A 2,207-nucleotide genomic window follows, 5' to 3' on the forward strand; every position below is an offset into this window, starting at 1 on the left:
AGTACGCTTCCGGAAACGCGCAGCCCATCCGTGCGATGTTCGAGAGGGAGCCCTTTGGCGCGCTCGAACGCCTCGTCACCCAGAAGCTGCTGGACGTTGCCAAGCGACTGACGAAACAGGAGTTGAAAGATGAAAACTGGCTCCGTCTCGTCGCTCGACTCAGCGACAGAAGCTACGAGCACATGCGGGTCATGGTGCTTGAGTTCCTGGAAACGGATGTCTTCAACGTTTCGCCCGAGAATTGCGTCACGTTTTTGGATCCGCTGATCGAATCGTGGGACATCGACCTCACGACGTTCGCGATGGAGATCGTCCTGAACCGCCGCCTGGCGACCGGGCACCCGAAAAAATTTGAGTTCGTGGAACGGGAACCCGTCCCACCCGTCAACGAAGAGCCGGGGCTCCAGGCCTTCCTGCAGGATCCATCTCTGGCGGGCGATGCGACCGCGGAGGAAATCGAGTTTCTCAAGAAGCTCACATTCACACGAAATCGGCCAACCCCGCTCTACTACTACCGGGAGCTGCAAAGCCTGCGAGATCCGCTCCATTTTCACCGCGCCCGAACCGATGCGGCAGCTGGTGATGAGTCGTTAGCCGCGCCACGCGACGCGATGGGGGTGGAGGAGAAATAGCATGCCGGACCGAAGCGAGCGCAACGTTGATTGTGGTCGTCTCGAAGATTCAAGATGGGCATCTGCAAGATGGTTGTCGACGGCAGCGCGAGGGCTAGGAAGCTGCACTTGGCGTCATGGGGGCGGCGCCGAGACTTCGAGTACGCGCATCGCAAGGGCACCGCCCCAGGTCAGCGTGGGTTGTCGACCGAACCGTCTTCTGGCCCCATCAGCAAGGCGATCACCGCGACCTGAAGCGACGTGAGGTCGCGGTCCACTACTCGCCACACCAAGCCGAGGTCGACACCGAATTAGTCGTGGGTCAGGCGGTCCCGCATGCCAGCGATCTGCTTCCACGGAATCTCAGGCCGTCGAGCCCTGGTTTCGTCCGAGAGTCGCTTGACCGCTTCGCCGATGATCTCGAGCTTTCGGATGATCGCATCCTGCCGCATCCGGTCGGCAAGGAACGCCTCCTCGCCAGATGCATAGGCCTTGATGTCGTTGATGGCGTCCCGGATGTGCCCCAGGTAGACGCGCTCGTCCTTCACAGCTCGCGGGCTTCGCCGGCGATCCGCGGTCGAACAGCTGGATGGATGCTCTCGTCGGTCAGGACGTCGACCTTCCGCTGGAGTAGTTCCTGCAAGTCCTGGCCGAGACCGACGAGATCGAGCAGCGATCGGTCGTCGTCCATGTCGACCAGAAGGTCGACGTCGCTGTCCGGCCGGTCCTCGCCGCGGGCGACGGAACCGAACACGCGCACGGTCCGCGCGCCGTGGCGCGCGGCGATACGGAGAATCTCGGCGCGATTCCGTTCGATGGTCACAGCAGGCTGCTCAGGTCAATTGTAGCCCTGCGAGATCCCGCAGAGATGCTCCACGCGGTGGGGGTAGGCACCCGCGTTACGAGGCCGGCAGGTACAAACAGACACAGTTCGAAAGTAGAGCCAGTAACTAGTTTATTCTAAATGAGTTATTGGCGGAGAGGGTGGGATTCGAACCCACGTGCCCTTGCGGACAAGACGCTTTCGAGGCGCCCCCGTTACGACCACTTCGGTACCTCTCCGCATGGCGGAACCGCGCCGCAGTCGCAGGAATCTTTGATTATACAACGAACAATCCGGGGCTCGGGGCTCGTTCCTCCCTTCCATCGCCATCGTCACCCGCAAGTTGACGAGCCCGCCTGCGATCGCAAACACTTGCTCCTTCGGCAGGAGGCTGGTAAATGAACTTGCAGATTGGCAGTATCGCCCCGGATTTCACGGCGGAAACGACAGAGGGACGCATTCGGTTCCACGACTGGATCGGCGATTCCTGGGCCGTCCTCTTCTCCCATCCCAAGGACTTCACGCCGGTGTGCACGACGGAGCTCGGCTACATGGCAAAGCTCAAGCCCGAGTTCGACCGGCGCAACACGAAGATCATCGGCCTGAGCGTCGATCCGGTCGGCAACCACGCAAAGTGGGCCACCGACATCAAGGACACCCAGGGATTCGCCCCAAACTACCCGATGATCGGCGACACCGACCTCACCGTGTCGAAGCTCTACGGCATGCTGCCCGTGGACACCGAAGGGGGGTGCGACGGGCGGACGGCGGTG

Annotated in this window: 4 protein-coding genes and 1 tRNA gene; 2 read left to right on the plus strand and 3 right to left on the minus strand. The window is 61.6% G+C overall.

Annotated elements, in window-relative coordinates; genetic code table 11:
- On the plus strand, positions 1-632 hold a 632-nt coding region (locus VEK15_29135; protein HXV64799.1), incomplete at its 5' end, for a hypothetical protein.
- A gap of 290 nt (positions 633-922) precedes the next feature.
- Here VEK15_29135 and VEK15_29140 read toward each other — a convergent pair.
- The 3 genes from VEK15_29140 to VEK15_29150 form a co-directional block, all read right to left on the minus strand.
- The gene (locus VEK15_29140) at positions 923-1,159 is read right to left on the minus strand and encodes a HepT-like ribonuclease domain-containing protein (GenBank protein ID HXV64800.1); all 237 of its coding nucleotides are present in this window, start codon (positions 1,157-1,159) and stop codon (positions 923-925) included.
- Positions 1,156-1,434, minus strand: a complete 279-nt coding sequence (locus tag VEK15_29145) for a nucleotidyltransferase domain-containing protein (GenBank protein ID HXV64801.1) — start codon at positions 1,432-1,434, stop codon at positions 1,156-1,158. The genes VEK15_29140 and VEK15_29145 overlap by 4 nt, the downstream gene beginning before the upstream one ends.
- A gap of 150 nt (positions 1,435-1,584) precedes the next feature.
- Positions 1,585-1,673 (minus strand) — tRNA-Ser (locus VEK15_29150).
- Positions 1,674-1,832: 159 nt separating this feature from the next.
- Between VEK15_29150 and VEK15_29155 the strand changes: the two genes are divergently transcribed.
- Positions 1,833-2,207, plus strand: a 375-nt coding sequence (locus VEK15_29155) for a redoxin domain-containing protein (protein ID HXV64802.1), incomplete at its 3' end; no start/stop codon positions are given.

The organism is Vicinamibacteria bacterium, assembly GCA_035620555.1.
Classification (GTDB): domain Bacteria; phylum Acidobacteriota; class Vicinamibacteria; order Marinacidobacterales; family SMYC01; genus DASPGQ01.